Consider the following 19,889-nt stretch of genomic DNA (forward strand, 5'->3'; position numbering starts at 1 on the left):
GAGACGGAGGCGCATTCCTCAGCGCCTCCGGGTCCTGGGCTGGTCCATGCCGATGTGGATGCGCGTGTGCTTGCGCTCGCGCACGATGAAGAAGATGCCGATGAGCCAGAGCGGCACCTGGGTGAGGAAGGCGACGCGGAACGCGTCGAGGCTGTAGGTCGACGGCGTGCCTGCGCCCTGCACGTCCAGCGCGGCACCGATCAGGAAGATCGCGATGAGCCCGGCCAGGAATGCTCCGGTATTCGTGATGCCGGTAGCGGTGCTGAGACGATGACCGGGATTGAACGTGCGGGCGTGGTCGAACGCGATCATCGACGCCGGTCCGCCGGACCCGACCGCGATCGCGAGAAGCACCAGCAGCCACACCGGCGCCGGCGTCGGCCAGGCGATCACGACCAGCCAGACCACCAGCTGAGCGATGACCGACGGCAGCACGAGCGCGCGGGAACGCGAGTTCGGCAACCGACCGGAGAGGGCCCCGAGTACCGGGCCGAGCACCATCCCCACGACGACGTACACCGTTGTCACGCCGGCCGCGGCAGGTGCGCTGAGCCCCTCGCCCGCTGTCAGGAACGGAATGCCCCAGAGCAGGATGAACGCGTTTCCGGCGAACGCCGTGGTGAAGTGCGACCAGAATGCCAACCGGGTGCCCGGGTGCGACCATGCCGCCCGGAAACCCATCCGGGTGTCCGCGGCCGATGTCACGACGTGGATCGCGCCGGTACGGGTATCCACTGAGACGTCGCCTGCGACATCCGGCGGGTGGTTGCGGATGAGCGCGAACACGAGCACGGCGAACACGAGGCAGAGACCCGCGACCGAGCCGAAGGCGATGGACCAGGTCGTCGCGTGGACCAGCGCCGCCAACGGTATGAGCGCCAGGAGCTGCCCGGACAGGCCCACCAGGCCGGTCAGCTGAACCATCAGCGAATTGCGTTGAGCGGGGAACCACGTGGCCACGAGCCGGACGACACTGGGGAAGACGGCCGCATCGCCTGCACCGATGACCATGCGGGCGAGGATGGCGATTCCCACGTTGGGCGAGAGCGCCATCAGCAGCTGGCCGGCGGCCATCAGCACCATCCCGGCCGTGATGATGGGTCGGCTACCGAGTCGGTCGAGAAGGATGCCGATCGGCAGCTGCATGGCGCCGTAGACGGCGAGCTGCAGCACGGCGAACATCGACAGGGTCGACGCATCGGCCGAGAACCGGTGCGCGGCATCCGTGCCCACGGCCGCGAGCGAGGTGCGGTTCGCGACGGACAGCATGTAGGCGGTGACGCCGATGCCCCAGATCAGCCAGGCACGCCACGGCTGGGCGCGGGATGGCGAGGAGGCGGGCAAGCAGAGATCCGATCGGCGAAACGAGCGCCATCCAGCCTACCCGGGCGCAGGATAAGGCAGGACTTCAGGCGTCCTCGTCGCCCCTGCGGCGATACGCGAGGAACTTCTCCAGCTCCGCCGCGATCTCGTCGGCCGAGGGGAGAGCCCCGTCGACGTGGGTGAGCGGCGACTTGAGCGGGCTGTCCTGCATGTACGCGTCGTGCCGCTGCTCGAGCGCACCGACCAGGCGCTCCAGTTCGGGGTTGCCGGCGACCTGCTCGTCGATGTTCGCAACGAACTCGCGGTCGTCTTCGCGCAGCTTGTCGGTCGGGAAGATCAGGCCGGTCGCCGAGCTGATATTTGAGATGGCCGCAACAGCGGCGGCGGGGTACTCGGTGTCTCCCAGGTAATGCGGCACGAGGAGCACGAACCCGACCGTGGAGGCGCCGACCTCCTGCAGCCGGTACTCGATGAGATGCATCGCCGTGGCCGGTGCCTGCGTCGTCGGACGCCACACGGACATGGCGTCGGCGAGCCCTTCGCGATTGCCGCTCACCGTCACGCCGATCGGCCTCGTGTGCGGCACCGGCATCGGAATGGAGTGCACCCAGATGGTGGAGCGCACCTTGAGAAGCGAGACGAGGTCGAGCACAGCGCTGCTGAACCGTTCCCATTGGAAGTCGGGCTCGTATCCGGTGAGAAGGAGGAACTGCTGGCCGACCTCGTCGCGCATGAGGTAGAGGCTGAGCTGCGCCGGCCGGTAGTCGGTCAGGTGGTCCTGCTCGAACGTGATGATGGGGCGGCGCGCGCGGTAGTCCAACAGGGCATCCGAGTCGAACCGGGCGATCTCCTCCGAGTCGAGCGTTTCGAGCAGGTACGAGTTCAACTGCGAGACGGCGCCTCCGGCGTCGGCGAAGCCGGTGAGCGCGGCCACCAGATAGAGCCCGGTCGGCACGGTGTCGAGCGCCGTCCGGACGTCGTAGAGCTCACGCGGATCCTGCATGAAATCCATGCTAGTCAGCGGGTCCCGGCCGTCCCGCCCGGGTCACGCAAGCCCAGAGCGAACACGCGGCGCGTGCCGCCCGTACGATTCCTTCCATGTCTTCGTCCAGCACCTCGGCGCATACCTCGCGTTCCTCCATGCTCCCGTCTTCGACTTTCCGGCTCCGCGTCGCCGATGAGCGACCGGTGGCCGCGGACGGCGATGTGCTCGTGCTCTTCGTGCGAGCTGGAAAGAACGGACCCGAGTTGCTCGGACACGACGGGCACGGCGAACTACTGGCACAGCTGAAGGTCACCGGTGCGCCGGATCAGCTGGTGCGAGTTCCCGCCGGCGTGCTCGACGAGCTGCCGGCGGTTCTCGTGGGCCTGGGCTCCGAGGTCACGGAGAGCGCGCTCCGTGCGACGGCGGGCACCGCAGCACGTCTATCGGCCGGGGATCGCAGGCTCATCATCGAGGCGCGCGCCGTTCGACCCGGCACGATCGACGAGGCAGCATCGGATGACCGTGAGCCGGCCGAAGCTGCGGCTGACGGTCGCCTTGCCGCGCTCCTGGAGGGTGCCGCGCTCGGCGGCTACGTGTACGAGGGGCGGCCGAGAGGCGACGAAGACCGGTCCCCGGCGTCGGAGGCGGTCGTCGTTGGTTCCTCCCGGGCGTCCGATGCGCTCATGCACCGTGCGACGGTGATCACCGAAGCGGTGCGCCTGACGAGGGAGCTCGTGAACACTCCGCCGTCGGCGCAGAGCCCGGAGGAGCTTGCGCGTGCGGCCGTGGAGGCTGCATCCGGCCTCCCCGTCGAGGTGCGGGTCTGGACAGAGACGGAGCTCGCGGACGACGGCTTCGGCGGCGTCCTCGGTGTCGGCAGCGGGTCGACTCGCCCGCCGCGTCTGGTGCGCCTCGACTATGCCCCCGATGGTGCAACCTCGCATGTCGCGTTCGTGGGCAAGGGCGTCACGTTCGACACCGGCGGGCTCTCACTCAAGCCGCCGGCCTCGATGGTGGGAATGAAGTACGACATGGCGGGTGCGGCATCCGTGCTCGCGGTGGTCGTCGCGGCCGCGCGGCTGCAGCTGCGAGTCCGCGTCACCGGCTGGATGTGCATAGCCGAGAACATGCCGTCGGGTTCGGCCATCCGGCCGAACGACGTGCTGACGATCCGCGGCGGCACCCGCGTCGAGGTTCTCAACACGGATGCCGAGGGCAGGCTCGTGCTCGCGGACGGACTTCGTGCGGCGACGGAGGAGCATCCGGATGCCGTGATCGACATCGCGACGCTGACCGGTGCGGAGGTCGTCGCGCTGGGCACCAGGTACTCGGCCGCCATGGGCGACGAGCGGCTGGTGAAGCAGGTGACGGATGCCGCGGAACGCGCCGGCGAGCTCGTGTGGCCGATGCCCCTGCCCTCGGAACTCCGCGCACGGCTGCGGTCGGAGGTTGCAGACCTGACGAATGCGACGCCCGGGAACACCGCTGCAGGCATGCTGCTCGCAGGCGTCTTCCTCCGAGAGTTCGTCGGCAAGACGTCCGATGAGCCGGATGCGCCAACCGTGCCGTGGGCGCATCTGGACATCGCGGGCTCCGCTCAGAACGACGGCGCGCCGTACGGCTACAACCCCAAGGGGGCGACGGGTGTGCTCGTTCGCACGCTGGTCGGACTGACGGAAGACTTCGCAGCTCGGTAGTAGGGTCGTATGGGCAGGAACGCCTGCCGTACGACGGCGCCTTGCAACCGAAACACACGCTCGCACGGTGCCGTTCATCATCCCGACCCGAGGAGTAAATGGGTGTCTGAGCAGAACTTCGACATCGTTGTTCTGGGAGGCGGGAGCGGAGGCTACGCGGCGGCATTGCGCGCGAGCGAACTCGGCTTCTCCGTCGCCCTGATCGAAAAGGACAAGGCCGGAGGGACCTGCCTGCACAGGGGATGCATCCCCACCAAGGCGCTTCTGCACTCGGCCGAGGTCGCCGACTCCGCGCGCGACGCCGCCAAGTTCGGTGTCACTGCCGCTTTCGAGGGCATCGACATCGAGGCGGTGACGAAGTACCGCGAGGGCATCGTCGCGAAGAAGTACAAGGGTCTACAGGGACTCGTCAAGGCGCGCGGCATCACCCTGGTCGAGGGTGAGGGGCGACTGGCCGCGCCCAAGACGGTGCGCGTCGGTGACGTGGACTACGTCGGCAAGTACGTGATCCTCGCCACGGGTTCCTACTCGCGGTCGCTGCCCGGCCTGGAGATCGGCGGCCGCGTCATCACGAGCGAGCAGGCGCTGCAGCTCGACTTCGTACCGAAGAAGGTCGCTGTGCTGGGCGGTGGCGTGATCGGCGTCGAGTTCGCGAGCGTGTGGAAGTCGTTCGGCGCCGACGTCACGATCATCGAGGCACTCCCCCACCTGGTGCCGAACGAGGATGAGTCCATCAGCAAGTCGCTCGAGCGCGCATTCCGCAGGCGGGGCATCGACTTCCGCCTGGGCGTTCGCTTCCAGAACGTGACGCAGAACGACGAGGGCGTCGTCGTCACGCTGGAGAACGGCGACACGGTGGATGCCGAGCTGCTGCTCGTCGCCGTCGGTCGCGGACCGGTGACCGTCGGCCTTGGTTATGAAGAGGCGGGCATCACCATCGACCGCGGATTCGTCATCACGGACGAGCGGCTCCGCACTGGCGTGGAAGGCGTCTACGCCGTCGGCGACATCGTGCCGGGACTGCAGCTGGCCCACCGCGGATTCCAGCAAGGCATTTTCGTCGCCGAGGAGATCGCGGGCCTGAACCCCATCGTGGTGGACGACGTCAACATTCCGAAGGTCACCTACTGCGACCCGGAGGTCGCGTCCATCGGCCTCAGCCAGGCGAAGGCGGAGGCGGAGCACGGCAAGGAGAACATCACCTCCTACGACTACAGCCTGGCCGGCAACGGGAAGAGCGAGATCATCGGCACGAGCGGGTCCGTCAAGGTGGTGCGGGTGAATGACGGTCCGGTGGTGGGCGTTCACATGATCGGCGCCCGGGTAGGCGAGCTCATCGGCGAGGCGCAGCTGGCGGTGAACTGGGAGGCCTACCCCGAAGACATCGCGCCGTTCATCCACGCCCATCCCACGCAGAACGAGTCGCTTGGTGAGGCGTTCCTGTACCTGGCGGGCAAGCCGCTCCACACGCTTTAGAGGCGATTGAGGGGAGAGACGCGCCAGCTTGCTCGTGCGTCCGATCCGATTGAGCCAGTGAGTGGCGCAGCCACGATAATCCGCGGCACAGCCGAGTCACTGCAATAAGCTTTCGTAACGAATCGCATTCCTGAAGGAGACTTACCCATGAGCGAATCCGTCAGCCTCCCGGCACTCGGTGAGAGTGTCACGGAAGGCACGGTCACCCGCTGGCTCAAGCAGGTGGGCGACCGCGTCGAGGTCGACGAGCCCCTGCTCGAAGTATCGACCGACAAGGTCGACACCGAGATCCCGTCGCCCGTCGCCGGCGTCGTGGAGCAGATCCTCGTGCAGGAGGACGAGACCGTCGAGGTCGGAACCGCGCTCGTGACCATCGGAGACGGCTCAGGTGCGGGCGCTGAGACGCCGGCACCCGCCCAAGATGCGGCCGCATCAGCTGAGCAGCAGACCGCTCCCGCTGAACAGGCACCGGCTGAGCAAGCGGCTCCCGCCGAACAGCCAGCAGCCCCTGCCGAGCAACCTGCCGCTGCCCAGGAGCAGCCTGAGCCTGAGCCTGCGCAACAGCCGCAGGCCTCCCAGCAGGCGGAGGTGCCCTCGACCGCGGCGGAGACGCCCGAGCAGACTCCGGCTCCAGCACCCGTCGACCAGCCTCCGGCGCAGCAGCCGCCCGCCACCGAGGCGCCGGCCGCCGCCGCACCGGCTCCGGCGGTCGCCGCAACTCCCGCCGCCCCGTCTCCTGCCGCCGCGGCGCCTGTAACGCCGGCCCCCGCGCCTGCTGCGCCCGCCTCGGCGCCCGCGGCGCCAGCAACACAGTCGTCCGGGTCGCACGCAGGCTCCGGCTACGTCACGCCGATCGTGCGCAAGCTCGCGAACGAGCAGGGCGTCGACCTGGCAACGGTCACCGGCACGGGAGTGGGCGGTCGTATTCGCAAGGAAGACATCCTGAGCGCCGGCAGCAGCGGATCCGCCGTTCCCGCTGCCGCCGCGAGCACGAAGCTCGAGACCTCGTCGCTGCGTGGAACCGTTCAGCCCATGTCGCGCCTGCGCAAGGTCGTGGCCGACCGTGCCGTCGTGTCGATGCAGAACTCGGCGCAGCTCACCACCGTGGTCGAGGTTGACGTGACCAAGGTCGCGGCTCTGCGGAGCCGCGTGAAGGGCGACTTCGAGAAGGCCACCGGCACCAAGCTGTCGTTCCTGCCGTTCTTCACGCTGGCGGCTGCCGAGGCTCTGAAGGCGTATCCGGTCATCAACGCTACGGTCGACGGTGAGAACATCGTCTACCCGGACCACGAGAACATCTCCATCGCCGTGGACACGGAGCGGGGCCTCCTGACCCCGGTCGTGCGTAGCGCCAGCGATCTCAACATCGCCCAGCTCTCGCAGCAGATCGCGGATCTCGCTCAGCGCACTCGCGACAACAAGCTGAAGCCCGACGAGCTCGCCGGAGGCACGTTCACCGTCACGAACACCGGATCCCGCGGTGCGCTGTTCGACACCCCGCTGGTCTTCCTCCCGCAGGTGGCGATTCTCGGCACGGGAATCGTGTCGAAGAAGCCGGTCGTGGTGCAGGCAGACGGCACCGATTCCATCGCCATCCGTTCGACCGTCTACCTCGCGCTGTCGTACGACCACCGCATCGTCGACGGTGCGGATGCCGCACGCTTCCTCGTCGCGGTGAAGAACCGTCTCGAAGAGGGTGCCTTCGAGTCCGACCTCGGCATCTGAGGGCGGGATCTAGCTCTCGAACAACGCACGAAGACGCCAGCCGGCTTCGGTCCTGATCAGCAGGATCGAAGCCGGTTTCGTCGTCTCACCCGCCGGCGCCACCGAGACGACCGCCGCATCGCCTATGGTCTCGGTCAGCGACAGCTGGTCGAGCTCCGGTGCAGCCTGCCCCCTCTGTCCGCCCGCGATCAAGGCGCGATCGGCGGCGAAGAGAGGCGAGTCGGCCTGATCGACGTCGGAGAGGCATCCATCGTCGCCCTTTTCGAGGCACGAGCCGCGCGACCGGAGCAGCCGGAACGCCGCGTGAACCGGGTCGTCCTCAGGTTCCGCTGCCTGCGAATCGGTGGGCGGCGTGGCAGTGCTCATCGGATGCCGAGGCGACGGGATAGACGACGACCGCGCGTGACCCGCCTCCGGTGCGGTGAGGGCAGGCGTCGGCGCCTCCGCGTGCCCTGCCTGGGTGCTCGGCAGGGCCAGCAGTGCGACGAGCGTCAGGGCGACCGCTCCCCCTGCGCCGATCAGAACTGGTCTCCTGCGGCCGCTCAGGAGGCGGCGCAACCGACCCGAGATCATGCGCGCAACGCCGTGCTCCATCGCGGCCGCCAGCGTACCTATGGCGCGGCCGGCTGCACGGCGCCCACGTTCTGCTCGTTCGTCGGTCGTATCGCGAGGGTGTTGAGGCAGGTCTTCACGAGACCGCTGAGCCGTCTCGTCGTGGACCACGGCTCCGCCGGAGAGCGCGGTGTCGTTGTACGACCGCGCCGTCATCGCTCGAGCGCCCGTTCCCATCGTGAGCGGCGCGGGCGGACCGAGCGCGAACAGTGCTCGTTCGACCTCATCCACGATCGCACCCTCGGCAGCGCCTTCGACCCTGAGACGGTCCATCGCGACGCGGACGCCTTCGACCTCGTGTGCTTCGACCGTCTCGGCGCGGGTGACGATCGCATCCATGATCGTGGCGCACCTGTCCCAGTCCTCGGCCACCCGGGCCGGTGTGACGGGCGTGACCGATCCGAAGCCGAGCAGCACCGGGCATCCGCTCTCGTCGAAGCGGATGCTCGCCGCTGCAACGTTCCCGTGCGCCCATCCAGCCGCATGGACGGCTCGTATCCCTCGCACCACCGACACGGCTGCGGTGACGACCTCGCCTGTGTCGAGGAGGATGCGGTCCCTCAGCCAGTCCGCCAGCGTGGGCCCGGACAACCGTTCCAGCACGATGCACACCGGTCGATCGGGTGCGCACGAGACATCGATGACCGAGACCACGTGCGAAGACGCGACCGCGGTGAGACAGGCGACCTCGTTGTCGATCCGCGCCGCGTCGACGTCATCCGCGTAGGCCTTCACAACGACCTGGCCGTCGTCGCCCGATGCGAGGTAGGCGACGCGGTGCTCGCCGCGGCCGATCGTGCGCAGCAATCGGTACCCGCCGAGCTCGCTCCGGACGGCAACGGCTCCGGGATCTCGTTCCTTCGTCGTGTCGGGCGAGGTGCCGCGGTGCTTGCGCTTCTTGCCTGCCATGGATGCCAGCGTGCCGCGGCACGACATTCGCGCGGACGTCATGTCGGCGTTCTGTGCGGCGGTGAGGACGGACGCGAGATGGGGAGGAAGAGAGCGCGATAGGCTCAAGGGGTGATCGACTACGTCGACACGGGGCTAAGCGCCAACTCCGTGCCGTATCTCGACGCTCTCGACCAGCAGCGTGCCGTGCACGCTGCCGTCGTCGGCGGGCGGGCGCCAGACACAGTCATCCTTCTTGAGCACGAATCCGTGTACACCGCAGGTAAACGAACCGAGCCGGACGAGCGGCCGTCGGACGGCACGCCGGTCATCGACGTGGACCGTGGGGGCAAGATCACCTGGCACGGCCCGGGTCAGCTCGTCGGGTATCCGATCCTCCGGCTTGCCGAGCCGATCGACGTCGTCGGGTACGTCCGGCGCCTGGAAGGGATGCTCATCCATGTGCTTGCCGACCTCGGCGTCGACTCGCACCGCGTCGACGGGCGGAGCGGGGTGTGGGTGTCGACAGACGGGCCGGACGCGAAGATCGCGGCCATCGGCATCCGTGTCGCCTCCGGCGTGACCATGCACGGGTTCGCCCTGAACTGCAGCAACGACCTGGAGCCGTACGAGCACATCGTGGCGTGCGGCATCCGCGATGCCGGCGTAACGACCATCTCCCGGGAGCTCGGCCGCATCGTGACGCCACAGGATGCCGCTCCCCTGGTGCGCGCGCACTTCGACTCCGTGATCGGGGTTGCCGCGTGACCGCCGCGCCGGACGGGCGCAGGCTGCTGCGCCTGGAGGCCCGGAACGCCGAGACGCCGATCGAGCGAAAGCCGGAGTGGATCAAGACCCGTGCTCGGATGGGCCCGGAGTACACGCAGCTGCAGGGCCTGGTGAAGTCCGAGGGGCTGCACACCGTCTGCCAGGAGGCCGGCTGCCCCAACATCTACGAGTGCTGGGAGGACCGAGAGGCCACCTTCCTCATCGGCGGAAGTCAGTGCACCCGGCGGTGCGACTTCTGCCAGATCGACACCGGCAAGCCTGCCGAGTTCGACGCCGACGAACCGCGCCGCGTTGGCGACACGGTGGCACAGATGGGACTGCGCTACGCGACCGTGACGGGCGTCGCCAGGGACGACTTGGCCGACGAGGGGTCATGGCTGTACGCCGAGACGATCCGGGAGATTCACCGGCAAGCACCGGGGACCGGGGTGGAGATCCTGGTGCCCGACTTCTCCGGGCGGCCCGAACACCTGCGTCGGGTGTTCGACGCTGAACCCGAAGTCTTCGCGCACAACGTGGAGACCGTGCCGCGACTGTTCAAGCGAATCCGGCCCGCCTTCCGCTACGAGCGGTCCCTGGAGGTCATCACGCAGGCACGCGACGCCGGCATGATCACGAAGTCCAACCTCATCCTCGGCATGGGCGAGGAGCGTCACGAGGTGAGCGACGCGTTGCGGCACCTGCACGACGCAGGCACGGACATCCTGACGATCACGCAGTACCTTCGGCCCAGTCCCCGACACCTGCCGGTGGCGCGGTGGGTCAAACCGGAGGAGTTCGTCGAGATCAAGGCGGAGGCTGAGGCGGTCGGATTCCTCGGCGTGCTCTCCGGTCCGCTAGTGCGCTCGTCGTACCGCGCCGGGCGTCTGTGGGCGCAGTCGATGACGGCGAAGGGGCGGCCGATCCCCGCACACCTGAGCGCGCTGGCGGATGCCTCGCTCGGCTTCGCTCAGGCTGTCGGCTGAGGTCGCCGAACCACTGCCGTAGGCCGCATTCCGGCACGTGCTGAGCCGGTATCCTGGACACCATGGCACGCAAGGACACCGAAGCGACGAAGGAACCCGGCCGCATCAAGCAGATGTGGCAGGTCTTCCAGATGACCCGCCGCTACGACTCGCGCGCTCAGTGGTACATGCTGGGCACGCTTCTGCTCGGTGCCGCGATCGGCGTTGTGCTCGCGCTCACGCTCACCGGCGGCAACGTGTTCTCGCTGGTGCTGTGGATCGTGGCCGGTGTGCTGCTCGGTGCGCTCGGCGCCATCATCGTGCTCGGCCGACGGGCGGAACGCGCTGCCTACTCGCAGATCGAGGGCCAGCCCGGCGCGGTCGGCGCTGTGCTGCGCAGTTCGCTCAAGCGCTCGTGGCGCGGCAGCGAGATGCCGGTGGCCGTGAACGGACGTACTCGCGACGCGGTCTATCGCGCGGTGGGCCGCGGCGGCGTCGTGCTGATCGGCGAAGGCCCTGCGACGCGTACCCGGAAGATGGTGGAGGACGAGCGGCGCAAGATCGCCCGCATCGTGCCGAACGTGCCGATCAACGTGTTCAACGTCGGCCCCGATCCTGATGCGGTGCCGCTTCACAAGCTCGCCGGCCGCATGGCGAAGATCAAGGTGGCTCTGACGAAGCCCGAGGTTCTTGCGGTCGACAATCGGCTCGGTTCGCTGGGGAGCCAGATGCCCATTCCGAAGGGCGTCGACCCGTTGAAGGTGCGCCCGCAGCGCGCTCGCTGATTGCCGCCGGTTGCGCCCGTCGAAACCGCCCCGGGTTCAGCTGACGATCAGGTCAGGCGCGCAGGAGTGCCGTGCCCGTGACCTTGTCGTGGAACCCGCGCTGATCGGAGTCCCACACGAGAGCCGGGATCACGACGCATAGCAGCACGGTGCGCACGAGCGGGCGCCACAGCCCCACCCAGGTGCCGTTCAAGGCCACCAGCCGGAGTCCGAGGATGCGGTGACCGATGCTCCCGCCGATCGTCGGGATGAAGACATACTGCAGCAGAGCGAAGATGCCCAATGTCGCCCAGCTGTCGTAGTGGAAGAACGCGAAAGAGAGCAGGCTCGCGATCGCCCAGTCGATGATCAGGGCGAGGATGCGCCGTCCCGGTCGCGCGATCGATCCGGATCCCGTCTCGGGAAGCCCGAGCCGTTCTCCGGGATAGCGACTGGGTGCGAGATCGCCGAACCGGCGCGGAGTGGTGGAGCTGGGCACCGGACCACCCTATCGATGGCTGCTGCGTAACATCCCCGAAACAATCGCGATACGGTGGGGAAATCGCCGCCCCCTAGCCTGTCACCGGCTGTTCGCGCAGCGCGATTCGCCTCCCGTCACCTTCTTGGAGAAACCACATGTTCAGTGATTCGTCCGAGGTGCTCAAGTTCATCAAGGACACGGACGTCAAGTTCCTCGACATCCGGTTCACCGATCTCCCCGGTGTGCAGCAGCACTTCAACATTCCCGCCTCCACCGTCGACGAGGAGTTCTTCTCCGTCGGGCAGCTCTTCGATGGCTCTTCGATCCGCGGCTTCGCGTCGATCCACGAGTCGGACATGCAGCTCATCCCCGATGTCTCCACGGCTTACGTCGACCCGTTCAGGGCGGAGCGCACGCTGGTCATGGTGTTCGACATCTTCAACCCGCGCAACGGCGAGGTGTACGGCAAGGACCCGCGCCAGGTCGCGAAGAAGGCCGAGAAGTACCTCGCCTCGACGGGCATCGCCGACACGGCGTTCTTCGCCCCTGAAGCCGAGTTCTACATCTTCGATGACGTGCGCTACGAGGTGAAGCAGAACACCGCGTACCACTTCGTGGACTCCGAGGAGGCTGCCTGGAACAGCGGCCGCGCCGAAGAGGGCGGAAACCTCGCGAACAAGACGCCGTACAAGGGCGGATACTTCCCCGTCTCCCCCGTCGACAAGCAGGCGGATCTGCGCGACGACATCTCGCTGAAGCTCATCGACGCCGGCCTGATCCTCGAGCGCGCCCACCATGAGGTCGGCACCGGTGGCCAGGCAGAGATCAACTACCGCTTCGACACCATGGTGCACGCGGCCGATGACATCCTGAAGTTCAAGTACATCGTCAAGAACACCGCGGAGCAGTGGGGCAAGACCGCCACGTTCATGCCGAAGCCGCTGTTCGGCGACAACGGTTCGGGCATGCACACGCACCAGTCTCTGTGGAATGAGGGCAAGCCGCTGTTCTACGACGAGGCGGGCTACGGCGGTCTCTCCGACATCGCACGCTGGTACATCGGCGGCCTGCTCAAGCACGCAGCGAGCGTGCTGGCGTTCACGAACCCGACGGTGAACTCGTACCACCGTCTGGTGCCGGGCTTCGAGGCTCCGGTCAACCTGGTGTACTCGGCCGGCAACCGCTCGGCCGCCATCCGCATCCCGATCACGGGCACGAACCCGAAGGCCAAGCGCATCGAGTTCCGTGCACCGGATGCCTCCGGCAACCCGTACCTGGCGTTCGCGGCGCAGCTGATGGCAGGCCTCGACGGCATTCGCAACCGCATTGAGCCGCACGAGCCCGTGGACAAGGACCTCTACGAGCTCCCGCCCGAGGAGGCCAAGGCCATCCCGCAGGTACCGGGAACCCTGGATGCCGTGCTCGACGCCCTCGAGGCGGATCACGACTTCCTCACCGCGGGCAACGTGTTCACGCCCGAGCTCATCGAGACGTGGATCGACTACAAGCGCGAGAAGGAGATCAAGCCGCTCGCGCAGCGTCCGCACCCGTTCGAGTTCGAACTGTACTACGGAGTCTGATCGCTCCCAGAACAACACGAAGCGGGCCGTCCCTCAGGGGCCGGCCCGCTTCGTTGTACGTGCCTTCTCTTCCGTTGGCTTCGACGAGCTCGACCGAGGGGAAAGACTCGCCAATCGCGCGAGCCGCTCAGGAATCGTAGAAGTTGCGCTCGAACACGGCGCGCGCTCGCCTCGTGACCGCGAGGTACTCCTCCTCGAGCGCGCTCGCCGATCCGCGCGGGTAGCCGAGCAGGCGGGCGACGCCGTCCAGCGCCTTGCGCTCCGTCGGCAGCAGATCCGACGTCTTGTTGGTCCACAGCGTGACGGCACTGCGCGCCCTGGAGGCGAGCATCCACGCGTCGCGCAGGCGATCGGCGTCCCCCTGTTCCAGAAGTCCGAGGTCGACGCAAGCCGCGAGGGCTTCGAGGGTCGAGGTGGTGCGCAGGGCGGATGATGATGCGGCGTGCTGGAGCTGCTGGAGCTGTACGAGCCACTCCACGTCACTGAGCGAGCCCCGACCGAGCTTCAGGTGCCTTGCTGGGTCTGCGCCCTGCGGCAGCCGTTCGTTCTCCACGCGCGCCTTGATGCGCTTCACCTCGCGAACATCGCGTTCCGAGATGGAGGCCGGGTAGCGCACCGAGTCGGCGAGTTGCTCGAAGTCGGCGAGCAGGCGCTCGTCGCCCGCGATGCCGCGTGCCCGCAGGAGCGCCTGAGCCTCCCAGGTGAGGGACCACCGCCGGTAGTAGGCGCGATACGACTCGAGCGAGCGGGCCGGCGCGCCGTTCTTGCCCTCCGGGCGCAGATCGAGGTCGAGTTCGAAGGGCAGGCGGGCGTCGTCGCTGAGCCGGTTCAGCTCCGAGACGATGGATAGAGCCGCCGGGTGCACGGTCTCGGTTTCCACACCGTCGTGCGGGCGGAAGACATAGACCACGTCGGCGTCCGACCCGAAGCCCAGCTCTCTGCCTCCGAACCGCCCCATCGCGATCACGGCGAACTCCATCGGCGCAGGCGCTTCGGCGCGGATCGCAGAAAGGATGCCGTTGATCGTCACCTCGGAGATGTCGGAGAGGCCGGCGGCGAGTTCGGTGACGTTCGCAACACCGAGGATTCCCGCGAACGCAAGCCTCAGCACCTCTCTGCGCCGCACAGCTCGGATGGCCTTCGCCGCCGCGTCCGGGGTCTCGTGACGGTCCAGGATCGCGGCGACCTCGTCGTCGAGCGCGCCCCGCGGCCTGGCGCGAAGGTCCGCGTCGTCATCGAGCCACGCCACGCTCTCCGGAATGAGCCCGAGGAGCTCGCCGGCGAACCGGGATCCCGACAGCACTCGGGTCAACCGCTGAGCGGCGCCCGACGAGTCGCGGAGCATGCGGAGGAACCAGTGCGTGCCGCCGAGGTCTTCGCTCAGCCGCCGGAACGTGAGCAGGCCATAGTCTGGGTCGGCGCCGTCGGCGAACCACTGCAGCAAGACAGGCAGCAGGGTGCGCTGGATGGCCGCCCGCCGCGAGACCCCCGACGTCAGCGCCGCGATGTGCTGCAGCGCCCCTTGCGGGTCGACGAAGCCGATGGCGGCCAGGCGCGCCTGCGCCTGCTCACTGGTCAGCGCTTGTTCTCCGGCCAGTGCACCTTCGTCTCCGGGCAGCGCTGCCACCGCGGCGAGCAGCGGACGGTAGAAGAGCCGCTCGTGCAGTCCGCGCACCCGACGCTTGACAGCGACCCAGGCATCCGTGAGCTCGTCGGCGTCGCCGGCGAGGCCGGTCGCCCTGGCGAGCACGCGCAGCCGCTGCTCGTCGCGAGGCATGAGGTGGGTACGACGGAGCTCGGAGAGCTGGATGCGGTGTTCGAGTAGGCGCAGAACGCGATAGTCCCGCGCGAACTCCGCGGCCTCGGCGCGTCCGATGTAACCGGCGGCGGCAAGTGCTTCGAGCGCAGGCAACGTGCCGGCGACCCGAACCGTGGGATCAGTGTGCCCGTGCACGAGCTGCAGCAGTTGCACCGTGAACTCGATGTCGCGCAGCCCGCCCGGCCCGAGCTTCAGCTGCCGGTCGACCTCGTCGGCGGGGATGTTCGCGGTCACCCGCTCGCGCATACGCTGAACGGACTCGACGAAGTTCTCGCGTTCGGCGCTCGACCAGACGAATGGTGCGAGCGCATCCGTGTAGCGGCGTCCGAGTGCCGGGTCTCCCGCTATCGGTCGCGCCTTCAGCTGCGCCTGGAACTCCCAGCCCTGCGCCCAGCGGTCGTAGTAGGCGAGATGGGATTCGAGGGTGCGCACCAGCGCGCCGTCCTTGCCCTCCGGGCGCAGGTTGGCATCCACCTCCCACAGCGGCGGCTCGATCGCGAACTCGTCGATTCCCCGCATCGTCAGCGTCGCGAGTCTGGTGCCGACGTCGACCGCCCTAGCCGAGGAGACGCCGGCCACCTCGTCGCCCTCCACCACGAAGATGACGTCGACGTCGCTCAGGTAGTTGAGTTCCTCGGCGCCGGTCTTTCCCATGCCGATCACCGCGAGCTTGGTGCCGGCGACGTCCGCGGCGGGGAACGTTCCCGGCCCTGTTCCGCTGGCGATCGCCCGGGCGACGGCCAGCGAGGCGTCGAGGGCGGCGCCGGCGAGAGCGGCTAGCGTTCGTGCGACCGCACCGATCCCTTCGACGGGGTCGCGCTGGTGCAGGTCGAACGCGGCGATCTCCGTGAGGCGCGTGCGGTAGCGGGCGCGCAGGGCGATCCAGGCATCCTCCCCCGAAATGGATGCCATGCCGTCCCGTGCGCCGACCGAGTCCAGGAGATCGTCGCGCAGCTCGGATTCCGCCGGCAGGCTCTCGAGCGCTTGGAAGAACACATCGAGGGCTTCCGGCCGGCGCATCAGGAACTCGGCGAGCCCGCTGGAGGCTCCGATCACCTGCAACAGCCGGTGCAGCGCATCTTGATCCGCGAATAGCCGAACGGTCTCGTCTGGGCGGCGTCGCAGGAGGGCGAGCATCCGCTCGAGGGCGGCGTCCGGGTCGGCCACATCGACGACGAGCTCGATGATCCGCTCCGGCGGCGGACCGCCGAGCGCGGCGAGCTCGTCGAGGCGGGAGCGGGCATCCGAGAGTCCCACGAAGCCCGCCCGTGCCAAGGCGGTCAACGTGATCGGCGGCATCGTCAGAGGATCTCGAGGTTCGTGCGCAGCTCGTATGGCGTCACCTGAGCGCGGTACTCCCGGAAGTCGCGCTGCTTGTTGGCCAGCACATAGTTGAAGACCTGCTCCCCCAGCGTCTCCGCGACCAGCTCGGACTCCTCCATGCGCTGCACCGCCTGGTCGAGGCTGGACGGCAGCGCGTGGTAACCCAGCGCACGCCGTTCGGCGTCGCTCAGCGCCCACACGTCGTCCTCTGCCTCCGGCGGAAGCTCGTACTCCTGCTCTATGCCCTTGAGTCCGGCCGCCAGCAGCAGTGAGAACGCGAGGTAGGGGTTTGCGGCGGAGTCGATGCCGCGGTACTCCACGCGCGCGCTCTGCCCCTTGCTCGGCTTGTACAGCGGAACGCGCACCAGCGCCGATCGGTTGTTGTGGCCCCAGCACACGTAGCTCGGCGCCTCGTCGCCACCCCACAGCCGCTTGTACGAGTTCACGAACTGGTTCGTCACGGCCGTGATCTCCGGAGCATGCTGCAGCACTCCGGCGATGAACTGACGGGCCACTTTGGAGAGCTGATACTCCGAACCCGGTGCGAAGAACGCGTTCGTGTCGCCCTCGAACAACGACAGGTGCGTGTGCATGCCGCTTCCCGGATGCCCGGTGAGCGGTTTCGGCATGAACGTCGCGTACACGCCCTGCTCGATCGCCACCTCCTTGATCACCGTGCGGAACGTCATGATGTTGTCGGCTGTGGTGAGGGCGTCGGCGTAGCGCAGGTCGATCTCGTTCTGCCCAGGACCGACCTCGTGGTGACTGAACTCCACCGAGATGCCGAGGTCCTCCAGCATCCGCACCGACCGGCGACGGAAGTCGTGCGCGGTGCCGCCCGGCACGTTGTCGAAGTATCCGGCGGAGTCGACCGGCTCGGGGCCGCTCTCGCCGAACTTCGACGACTTCAGCAGATAGAACTCGATCTCCGGATGCGTGTAGAACGTGAAACCGCGCTCCGCCGCCTTCTCGAGGGTGCGCTTGAGCACGTTGCGGGGGTCGGCCACCGCGGGCGCGCCGTCCGGTGTCGTGATGTCGCAGAACATGCGGGCGGTGGGATCCACCTCCCCGCGCCATGGCAGGATCTGGAACGTCGTGGGATCCGGGTGGGCGAGCAGGTCGGACTCGAACGTGCGCGTGAGACCCTCGATGGCCGACCCGTCGAAGCCCAGGCCCTCCGTGAACGCGCCCTCCACCTCGGCGGGCGCGATCGCCACGGACTTCAGGGTTCCGACGACATCGGTGAACCACAGGCGGATGAACTTCACGCCGCGTTCCTCGATGGTACGGAGCACGAAGTCGCGCTGCTTGTCCATGAAGATCCCTTTCCTCGCGCTCGGTGATGGGACGGAATCGCTCGTCCCAGATTATCGGCGATTCAGACGAGAACCACGCGTGCTACCTCGCGTGGCCGAGCCGAGTCAGCCGGTGAGCGGCGCAAGCCGCGATATCGGGTGGAGCGGCGCGGATAGACTGACCGCCATGGCTGACCAGGCAAGCGAACCGTCGTCCACCGCTGCCGAGGAGCGGCCGTACGGCGGAGGTTCGGAAGGTGGCCCACGCCGGGTGCGTACCCGGCACTTCCAGAACGCGAAGGCTAGCGGAATCAAGATCACCGGGCTCACGAGCTACGACATGCTGAGCGCGCAGATCTTCGACGAGGCGGGCATCGACTTCCTGCTCGTGGGGGATTCCGCGGGCAACAACGTGTTCGGGTACGACACGACGTTGCCGGTGCGTGTGGACGACCTGATCCCACTCACCCGCGCCGTCGCGCACGCCGTGCGCCGGGCATTCGTGGTGGCCGACATGCCGTTCGGCTCATACGAGACCGACGTGCAAGACGCACTGCACACGGCTGTGCGGTTCATGAAGGAGACAGGAGCGCACGCCGTCAAGCTCGAGGGCGGCCGCAGGAGCGCCAAGCAGATCCGCCGCATCGTCGACGCAGGCATCCCTGTGATGGCGCACATCGGTTACACGCCGCAGAGCGAGCACCAGCTCGGCGGGCACATCATCCAGGGACGCGGCGAGTCGGGTGTCGAGGCGCTTCTGGCAGACGCGCACGCGGTCGAGGAGGCCGGGGCGTTCGCCGTGGTGCTGGAGATGGTGCCGGCGGATGCCGCGGCGCAGGTCACGAAGGAACTCGGCATCCCGACGATCGGGGTGGGCGCAGGGCCCCACGTCGACGGACAGCTGCTGGTCTGGACGGACTGGGCCGGCTTCACCACGGGTCGCGTTCCGCGCTTCGTGCGTCAGTATGCCGACCTGAAAGGTGTTCTGGGCGACGCGGCACGACGGTACCGGGAGGATGTCGAGCAGGGCGAGTACCCGGGACCCGAGCACAGCTACTGAGCCGGTCGCGCCCCGTCGCTACTCGGGGTCTGCGGGGACCTGACTCAGTTGCCCTCAGCGGCGTCTTCGTCGGCCCAGCGCTGGCTGTTCTCGCGAATCTTGTCCCACGCATGCTCGGCGCCCTCACGCGTGTCGAACGGGCCCAGCCGATCGGGTAACGGCGACTTGAGGCCCTGCTCGACCTGACCGGTCTTGGTGTTGTACCAGAACTTGTGCACCATGTCGTCGTCGTACGCCTCGGCCATAAGGTTGATCCTATGCCCAAGGATTCCTCCGGCCACCTGACTCCCGGCCGCGTCTCACCCCGGCGCCCCGTTCCCGCTTCCATTCCCCGACCGGAATACGTCGGGCGGCCCGGTCCGGCCCGCGACGACCGAGGTGACGTCTACTCACCCGAAGAGATCGAGCTGATCCGCGAGTCCGGCCGCATCGCCGCGCAGGCGATCGCGCTCGTGGGCGACCATGTCCAGCCGGGCGTGACGACCGAGGAGCTCGACACCGTCGCCCACGAGTTCCTCATCGCCCACGATGCCTACCCCTCCACGCTCGGCTACCGCGGCTATCCCAAGTCCAGCTGCACCTCGGTGAACGAGGTGATCTGTCACGGCATCCCCGACGACACCGCCCTCGAGGAGGGCGACATCGTCAACGTCGACATCACCGCGTTCAAGAACGGTTTTCACGGCGACAGCAACCAGACATTCATCGTGGGGCAGGCATCCGACGAGGTGACGCAACTGGTCGAGCGCACTCGTGAGGCGTTGAACCGCGGAATCAAGGCCGTCGCGCCCGGGCGACAGGTGAACGTGATCGGTCGCGCGATCGAGTCGTACGCGAAGCGATTCGGCTACGGCGTGGTGCGAGACTTCACCGGACACGGCGTCGGTCGCTCGTTCCACTCCGGGCTGATCATCCCGCACTACGACTCCGCCCCTGCTTATGACACCGAGATGGTGCCTGGCATGGTCTTCACGATCGAGCCGATGCTGACCCTCGGCAGCCACGACTGGGACATGTGGGCGGACGACTGGACGGTCACCACGAAGGACAAGTCCATCACCGCGCAGTTCGAGCACACGCTCGTCGTGACGGAGCGGGGAGCCGAGATCCTGACCCTCCCGTGAGCCG

Annotated in this window: 16 protein-coding genes; 9 read left to right on the forward strand and 7 right to left on the reverse strand. The window is 67.9% G+C overall.

All coding sequences use genetic code 11. The features are described 5' to 3' along the window. Positions 1–18: 18 nt before the first annotated feature. Together ACYVII_RS00600 and ACYVII_RS00605 are read right to left on the reverse strand one after the other, a co-directional pair. The gene (locus ACYVII_RS00600) at positions 19–1,269 is read right to left on the reverse strand and encodes an MFS transporter (RefSeq protein WP_460530491.1); all 1,251 of its coding nucleotides are present in this window, start codon (positions 1,267–1,269) and stop codon (positions 19–21) included. Positions 1,270–1,408: 139 nt separating this feature from the next. Further along, the gene (locus ACYVII_RS00605; protein WP_460529404.1) at positions 1,409–2,326 is read right to left on the reverse strand and encodes a proteasome assembly chaperone family protein; all 918 of its coding nucleotides are present in this window, start codon (positions 2,324–2,326) and stop codon (positions 1,409–1,411) included. 95 nt (positions 2,327–2,421) lie between these two features. Between ACYVII_RS00605 and ACYVII_RS00610 the strand changes: the two genes are divergently transcribed. The 3 genes from ACYVII_RS00610 (at position 2,422) to sucB (ending at position 7,206) form a co-directional block, all read left to right on the forward strand. Continuing rightward, the gene (locus ACYVII_RS00610) at positions 2,422–4,005 is read left to right on the forward strand and encodes a leucyl aminopeptidase (RefSeq protein WP_460529407.1); all 1,584 of its coding nucleotides are present in this window, start codon (positions 2,422–2,424) and stop codon (positions 4,003–4,005) included. Between the two features lie 102 nt (positions 4,006–4,107). Beyond that, the gene (gene lpdA / locus ACYVII_RS00615; RefSeq protein ID WP_460529410.1) at positions 4,108–5,481 is read left to right on the forward strand and encodes a dihydrolipoyl dehydrogenase; all 1,374 of its coding nucleotides are present in this window, start codon (positions 4,108–4,110) and stop codon (positions 5,479–5,481) included. A 147-nt stretch (positions 5,482–5,628) separates the two neighbouring features. Continuing rightward, positions 5,629–7,206 carry a 2-oxo acid dehydrogenase subunit E2 gene (gene sucB, locus ACYVII_RS00620; protein WP_460529413.1) on the forward strand — a complete coding sequence of 526 codons (1,578 nt, stop codon included), beginning with the start codon at positions 5,629–5,631 and terminating at the stop codon, positions 7,204–7,206. 9 nt (positions 7,207–7,215) lie between these two features. On the opposite strand, the gene ACYVII_RS00625 is transcribed toward sucB, so the two are convergent. Beyond that, the gene (locus ACYVII_RS00625) at positions 7,216–8,769 is read right to left on the reverse strand and encodes a protein kinase domain-containing protein (protein ID WP_460529416.1); all 1,554 of its coding nucleotides are present in this window, start codon (positions 8,767–8,769) and stop codon (positions 7,216–7,218) included. Positions 8,770–8,838: 69 nt separating this feature from the next. Between ACYVII_RS00625 and lipB the strand changes: the two genes are divergently transcribed. The 3 genes from lipB (at position 8,839) to ACYVII_RS00640 (ending at position 11,224) form a co-directional block, all read left to right on the forward strand. Then, complete coding sequence (gene lipB, locus ACYVII_RS00630) at positions 8,839–9,474, forward strand: lipoate-protein ligase B (RefSeq protein WP_460529419.1); 636 nt, start codon at positions 8,839–8,841, stop codon at positions 9,472–9,474. Beyond that, positions 9,471–10,460 carry a lipoyl synthase gene (lipA, locus tag ACYVII_RS00635; RefSeq protein WP_460529422.1) on the forward strand — a complete coding sequence of 330 codons (990 nt, stop codon included), beginning with the start codon at positions 9,471–9,473 and terminating at the stop codon, positions 10,458–10,460. Before lipB ends, lipA begins: the two co-directional genes overlap by 4 nt. Before the next feature lie 62 nt (positions 10,461–10,522). Continuing rightward, the gene (locus ACYVII_RS00640) at positions 10,523–11,224 is read left to right on the forward strand and encodes a DUF4191 domain-containing protein (protein ID WP_460529425.1); all 702 of its coding nucleotides are present in this window, start codon (positions 10,523–10,525) and stop codon (positions 11,222–11,224) included. A 52-nt stretch (positions 11,225–11,276) separates the two neighbouring features. On the opposite strand, the gene ACYVII_RS00645 is transcribed toward ACYVII_RS00640, so the two are convergent. Next, entirely contained in the window at positions 11,277–11,702 is a 426-nt protein-coding gene (locus ACYVII_RS00645; RefSeq protein WP_460529428.1) for an RDD family protein, read from the reverse strand. A 137-nt stretch (positions 11,703–11,839) separates the two neighbouring features. Here ACYVII_RS00645 and glnA (ACYVII_RS00650) point away from each other — a divergent pair, with 137 nt between their 5' ends. Further along, positions 11,840–13,264, forward strand: coding sequence for a type I glutamate--ammonia ligase (glnA, locus tag ACYVII_RS00650; RefSeq protein ID WP_460529431.1), 1,425 nt, complete (start codon positions 11,840–11,842; stop codon positions 13,262–13,264). Between the two features lie 127 nt (positions 13,265–13,391). Here the strand turns inward: glnA (ACYVII_RS00650) and ACYVII_RS00655 are convergent, their stop codons facing one another. Continuing rightward, the gene (locus ACYVII_RS00655) at positions 13,392–16,382 is read right to left on the reverse strand and encodes a bifunctional glutamine-synthetase adenylyltransferase/deadenyltransferase (RefSeq protein WP_460529434.1); all 2,991 of its coding nucleotides are present in this window, start codon (positions 16,380–16,382) and stop codon (positions 13,392–13,394) included. Positions 16,383–16,384: 2 nt separating this feature from the next. Next, the gene (gene glnA, locus ACYVII_RS00660) at positions 16,385–17,722 is read right to left on the reverse strand and encodes a glutamine synthetase family protein (RefSeq protein WP_460529437.1); all 1,338 of its coding nucleotides are present in this window, start codon (positions 17,720–17,722) and stop codon (positions 16,385–16,387) included. 166 nt (positions 17,723–17,888) lie between these two features. Between glnA (ACYVII_RS00660) and panB the strand changes: the two genes are divergently transcribed. Next, on the forward strand, positions 17,889–18,761 hold the full coding sequence (gene panB, locus ACYVII_RS00665; protein ID WP_460529440.1) for a 3-methyl-2-oxobutanoate hydroxymethyltransferase: 873 nt from the start codon (positions 17,889–17,891) through the stop codon (positions 18,759–18,761). Positions 18,762–18,805: 44 nt separating this feature from the next. On the opposite strand, the gene ACYVII_RS00670 is transcribed toward panB, so the two are convergent. Further along, positions 18,806–19,006: an SPOR domain-containing protein gene (locus ACYVII_RS00670; RefSeq protein ID WP_440293556.1), complete on the reverse strand. Its 201-nt coding sequence runs from the start codon at positions 19,004–19,006 to the stop codon at positions 18,806–18,808. 12 nt (positions 19,007–19,018) lie between these two features. Between ACYVII_RS00670 and map the strand changes: the two genes are divergently transcribed. Further along, the gene (gene map, locus ACYVII_RS00675) at positions 19,019–19,885 is read left to right on the forward strand and encodes a type I methionyl aminopeptidase (protein WP_460529443.1); all 867 of its coding nucleotides are present in this window, start codon (positions 19,019–19,021) and stop codon (positions 19,883–19,885) included. Positions 19,886–19,889 lie beyond the last annotated feature (4 nt).

The organism is Humibacter ginsengiterrae (genome assembly GCF_054780115.1).